This window comes from Streptomyces sp. NPDC048361 (genome assembly GCF_040651795.1).
GTDB lineage: Bacteria > Actinomycetota > Actinomycetes > Streptomycetales > Streptomycetaceae > Streptomyces.
This window is the reverse complement of the sequence record NZ_JBEZKW010000124.1, coordinates 1-5,192: the sequence shown is the minus strand read 5'-3', so window position 1 is coordinate 5,192 and position 5,192 is coordinate 1. Positions and strand designations below refer to the sequence as shown.

Sequence of the window (5,192 nt, the reverse complement as noted above, 5' to 3'; positions counted from 1 at the left end):
CCGCGCCGACGAACGTGGTCTTGCCCACGCCGAAGCCGCCCGCCACCACGATCTTCGCCGACGTGGTGGAACGGGCGGCACCGCCGCTAGAGCTTGCGAAGTCCACTGAGCACCCTTTCGAGCAGTGTCACGTCTGGCTGTCCGCCGGCGGACTCGTCGCCGCCCGGCTGGTGGATGGCGACAAGTCCGGCCTCCGCCAGGTCGGCTACGAGGATCCGGGCGACGCCGAGGGGAATGGTGAGAAGTGCCGAGATCTCGGCGACCGACTTGATCTCGCGGCACAGGTGGCAGATCCGCTGGTGCTCGGGCAACTGCCCTTGCAGCCTGGACGGTTCGGCCGTGGTGTGCACCAGTGCCTCGATGGCGAGCTGGTAGCGCGGCCGGGTGCGGCCGCCGGTCATGGCGTACGGACGCACAAGGGGATTGTGCGCGCCGCCCGCCGGAGAAGGCTGGGGGGTCTGCCTCGGCTGCACCGTTTCGATCCGGGGCTGCGGCGGCTGGTCGTACGGGCTGGGCTGACGGTTCGGCTGCCGGTAGGGCTGCTGCTGGTACTGGCCCTGACCCTGGCCGTGACCCTGTCTGCCGGGCGTGGAGGGGTAGTTGAAGCGGTTCTGGCCGTGCTCACCCGGAGACTGCTGTCCACCGTAGGGGTGCCCGCCTGGGGGTGTTGTCACGTTTCCTCCTCCGACTACCGGTGCCCGTCCCATTGGGGCCGCGCCACCGCACTTTATGGGGCGGTGGCGAGAAACGCACGGCCTGTCTGCTGATTGAGAACTGATCGGTAACTAGTTAAGAAGGCTTCCCTGAAGCTCCGCCCGGAGGTCGGGGGTCAGCACGCTTCCGGCCCGGTCCACCAGCAGCGCCATCTCATACCCCACCAGGCCGATGTCGGCCTCCGGGTGCGCGAGAACGGCCAGGGAGGAACCGTCGGAGACCGACATGATGAAGAGGAAGCCGCGCTCCATCTCCACCACCGTCTGGTTGACGGCGCCGCCTTCGAAGATCCGGGAGGCGCCCGCGGTGAGGGACGTCAGACCGGAGGCCACGGCCGCCAGCTGATCGGCCCGGTCCCGGGGGAAGCCTTCGGACATCGCCAGCAGGAGTCCGTCGGCGGAGACCACCACCGTGTGGGACACCCCAGGGGTGTTGTCCACGAAGTTGGTGATCAACCAGTTCAGATTCTGCGCCGCCTGGCTCATCGGGCTCACACTAACGCTCCTGGTTGTAGGTGTTACTTGTGTCCGACCCCGCGTTACGGCCCTGCTGAACGCCGCGGCGCAGGTTGCTCAACCTGCCGCGCACGTCCTCCGGAGCGCGGGAGACCTGAGGGCCGCCCTGCGGGGTCTGCTCGGCCGCGCCCTCGACCAGATTGGCCTTGGGCACCCGCCGGGGGAGACCGGAAGGAGTGACCCCGCCGGCCTTGGGCTCACGGAGCTTCTCGGCCCGCGTCCAGCGTTCGTCGTTGGTCGAACGCCAGTCGTCCTTCGGTCCGTCCGGCGTCTCGCTCTGCTCCTGCTGGGGCTCGGCCGGCCAGTCCTGCTGGCTGCCGCGCCGGGGCAGACCCGCGTCGGTCAGCTCATGGGCGGTGGTCGGGGTGGGGCCCGGACGGTCGAAGCCTACGCGCTCCGCGGTGCCCCCGGGAACGCCCCGGTTCGCCTCGGCGGATTCCGCTTCCGGCCGCGGGGGCGCCGCGTAGGGCTCCTGATAGGCGTTCTCCTGCTGCCAGTCGCCTTGCGGCGCCTGGGCGGCGTACGGATCGGCGTAGGCGCCCTGAGCGGGCGTCCGGCCCTCGTAGGAGCCTTCCGCATAGCCGGACTCCTGGTAGCTGTCCTGGGGCGCGTAGGAGTCCTGGGCGTAGCCACCGGTGTGCTCGGGGGCGTACTGCTGGTTCGGGTACGAGCCGTCGTAGCCGGGGGTCTGCTGAGGCTCGTAGGAGCCCTCGTAGGACTGGCTCTGCCCGGTGTACCCCTGCTGGTTCTCGTACGAGCCGTCGTACGCCTGGCTCTGCTGGGGCTCGATCTCGTCCCGGTACAGCGGACGTTCGCCGCCCTGGGCCTGGGCCTCCAGGGCCGCCCGGCGCTCCTCGCGCAGCAACGACCGGTTGACCGGGTCGAGTTCGCGGGGGTCGGACGGGTCGCCGCTCTCGTACCGGGAGTCGTCGAAGCCGAGCTCGGCCGCGGTGCGCATCGGCGCGGGGGCGGATGCGTACGGCTGCTGCTGGTGCTGCTGCTGCTCGGGGATGATCGAGGAGACCGTGAAGTTGTCGCCCATCGGCGCGGACTCGCCGCTGCCACCGTGGGTGATCGGGTCGGGGAGCATGACGAGCGAGGTGGTGCCGGCCTGCTCGCCCGAGGGGCGCAGCTGGACGCGGATGCCGTGCCGGTCGGAGAGCCGGCCGACCACGAACAGGCCCATGCGCTGCGAGACATCGGCGTCCACGGCCGGCGGGTTGGCCAGGCGGTGGTTGATGTCCGCGAAGTCCTCGGCGGTCAGGCCGATGCCCTTGTCGTGGATCTCGATCATGACGCGGCCGTCGGGGAGACGGGTCGCGGTGACGCGGACCTTGGTCTGCGGCGACGAGAACGTGGTGGCGTTCTCCAGGAGCTCGGCGAGCAGGTGCACGAGGTCGGTCACGGCCCGGCCGTGGATCTCGGCCTCCGGCACACCCGACAGCTCGATGCGCTCGTAGGACTCCACCTCGGACGAGGCGGCGCGGAGCACGTCGACCAGCGGGACCGGCTGGTCCCAGCGGCGGCCCGGCTCCTCGCCGGCGAGGACCAGCAGGTTCTCGCCGTTGCGGCGCATACGGGTCGCCAGGTGGTCCAGCTTGAACAGGCTCTCCAGCTGGTCCGGGTCGGCCTCGTTGTTCTCCAGGTCGGTGATGAGGGTCAGCTGGCCCTCGATCAGGGACTGGTTGCGGCGCGAGAGGTTGGTGAAGATCGCGTTGACGTTGCCCCGCAGGAGCGCCTGCTCGGCGGCGAGCCGCACGGCCTCGCGGTGCACCTGGTCGAAGGCGCGGGCCACCTCGCCGATCTCGTCCGTGGAGTCGATGGGTATCGGCTCGACCCGGGTGTCGACCCGGCCAGGTTCGGTGCGCGAGAGCTGGTCGACGAGCATCGGCAGGCGCTGCTCGGCCACGTCGAAGGCGGCGGTACGCAGCCGGCGCATCGAGCGGCTCATCTGGCGGGCCACCATGCCGGCCAGGATGAAGGCGGCGAGCAGCGAGACCACGACGATCGCACCGTTGATGTACGCGGTGGTCTTGGCGTCGTCCGCGATCTGGCCGGCCTCGGTCACGGCCCGCGTGACGAGGTCGTTCTCGACCTCGCTGTAGCCGTCGAACTTCGAGGTGGAGGCGGCCATCCAGGACTCGGGCGTGATGCCCTGGGCCTTCAGCTGCTTGATGCTCGCCGCGCTCTGCGCCTCGCCGATCGCGGCGGCCATGCCGTTGTAGACCGAGCCGTCGGCGGACGGCGCGGCACCGATGTGCGGGCCGTTGTCCGCCTTCTGCTTGGCGTCCGGGAACTCCGCGGCGACCTGCGCCTCCTTCTTCGTCATGACCTCCTTCAGCTTCGCGCTGTCGGCGTCCGTGCCACCCGCGTCGAACTCGCCGAGGGCGATGAACTCCAGGTAGTTGTACGAGTTGAACGCCTTGACCTGGAGCTGGAAGGCCTTCGGGTCGTCGCTCGGCCGGAGCAGGAGGTGCATGCCGATGGAGCGCTGGAGCGAACCCGCGGACTTGGCGAGGTCGACGGCGTACACCATGCGGCCGTAGCTGGTGATGTTGCCGGTGCCCAGACCGAGCTCGTTGGAGAACGTGCTCAGGTAGTGGGGGATCGCGGTGTAGCCCTCTTCGGTCAGGACCGGGTTCTTCGCCTCGATGCCCTTGGCGTAGGCGGTCTTGCGCAGGTCGTCGAGGGTCTTCTCGGCGTCGCGGACCTTGGCCAGGCGGCGCTTGAGGCTCGGGGTGTCCGGCATGCCCTTGACGGCCTGGTCGAACGTGGCGCGGGCGGCGTCGGAGGCGGCGTACGCCTTGCTGACGACGTCGCTGTCGCGCTTGTTCTCCAGGAGCGGCTGGGCGGTGAGGTCGCGCTCGTTGAGCAGGGCCTGGCCGTAGTCCGACGCGGCGCGCACGATGGTCGCGACCTTCTCGGCGTTCCGGGCGTCGCGCCAGGTGGCTATGGACCCGTTGACCTCGAAGCCGCCCATGACGAGGCCGACGAGGACGGGGATGAGGAGGATCGCGTTCAGCCGGGTGGCCACGCGCCAGTTGCGCGGCGAGAAGCGGCTGCTGCTGCCCTGGGGGGTGCCCTTGTCCTTGCCGGAATCCTGGGCAGAGGTCTGGGGCGCCGGTACCGCCGCCGCACGCTGCGGCGGGGTGAAGTTGCCCCGCGCCTGCTGCGTCGCGGAGCTCGTCCTGCTTCGCTTCACTCGACCAACAACCTCTCGGAGCCGGCACCAGGGTGGCGTGCCGCTGTGTCTTTCAGAGCCGTACTTCTCGGGGCCGTACCAGCCGTACTACTCGGGAGTTCGTCGAATTCCAGCACGTGGGACGGTCGCCATCCAAACGTCTGGAATCTCAGGTTCCGAGTGGCCAAGGCCTCAGATAAAACGGGCATAAAGAGCGAGCCCCGCCAAATGACGGGGCTGTCGTGCGCGCAGTGACACCGGATGAACGCGGCGGGTTGCGGTGACACGAGAATTCTCTGTCGAAACGTTATGAACGCAGGGGCGGATCGTGTCCAAGGACACAGTCCGCCCCCGTTGCGTCTACGGCAACTGCCGTAGGGCACCAGCTACTTGAGTCGGGCCATGAGGGCGTGTTCGACGAGGGTGATGAGGGCGCTCTTGGCGTCCGCGCGGTGGCGGGCGTCGGTGACGATGATCGGGGCATCGGGCCCGATCTGGAGTGCTTCGCGTACTTCGTCGGGGGTGTAGGGCTGGTGTCCGTCGAAGCCGTTGAGGGCGATGACGAAGGGGAGGCCGCTGTTTTCGAAGTAGTCGACGGCGGGGAAGCAGTCGGCGAGGCGGCGGGTGTCGACGAGGACGACGGCGCCGATGGCGCCGCGGACGAGGTCGTCCCACATGAACCAGAAGCGGTCCTGTCCGGGGGTGCCGAACAGGTAGAGGATCAGGTCCTGGTCGAGGGTGATGCGGCCGAAGTCCATGGCCACGGTGGTGGTGGTCTTGTC

General features: G+C 69.3%; 4 protein-coding genes and 1 pseudogene. All 5 read right to left on the bottom strand.

Going from position 1 to position 5,192, the window contains the following annotated elements:
- Positions 1 to 106 (bottom strand): annotated as a pseudogene (locus tag AB0D31_RS34460) (ATP-binding protein); the annotation flags it as partial.
- Positions 87 to 674 (bottom strand): DUF742 domain-containing protein, encoded by a 588-nt coding sequence (locus AB0D31_RS34455; protein WP_362730813.1) that lies wholly within the window; start codon positions 672 to 674, stop codon positions 87 to 89. The pseudogene AB0D31_RS34460 and the gene AB0D31_RS34455, both read right to left, overlap by 20 nt.
- Positions 675 to 785: 111 nt before the next feature.
- On the bottom strand, positions 786 to 1,199 hold the full coding sequence (locus tag AB0D31_RS34450; RefSeq protein WP_053725133.1) for a roadblock/LC7 domain-containing protein: 414 nt from the start codon (positions 1,197 to 1,199) through the stop codon (positions 786 to 788).
- Positions 1,200 to 1,209: 10 nt separating this feature from the next.
- On the bottom strand, positions 1,210 to 4,431 hold the full coding sequence (locus AB0D31_RS34445; RefSeq protein ID WP_362730810.1) for a nitrate- and nitrite sensing domain-containing protein: 3,222 nt from the start codon (positions 4,429 to 4,431) through the stop codon (positions 1,210 to 1,212).
- A 365-nt stretch (positions 4,432 to 4,796) separates the two neighbouring features.
- A partial coding sequence (locus tag AB0D31_RS34440) for an ATP/GTP-binding protein (RefSeq protein WP_362730808.1) occupies positions 4,797 to 5,192 on the bottom strand: 396 nt, incomplete at its 5' end.

Coding starts and splice junctions, on each gene's coding strand:
- AB0D31_RS34450 (WP_053725133.1), bottom strand. CDS start 1,199: ATGAGCCAGGCGGCGCAGAATCTGAACTGGTTGATCACCAACTTCGTG.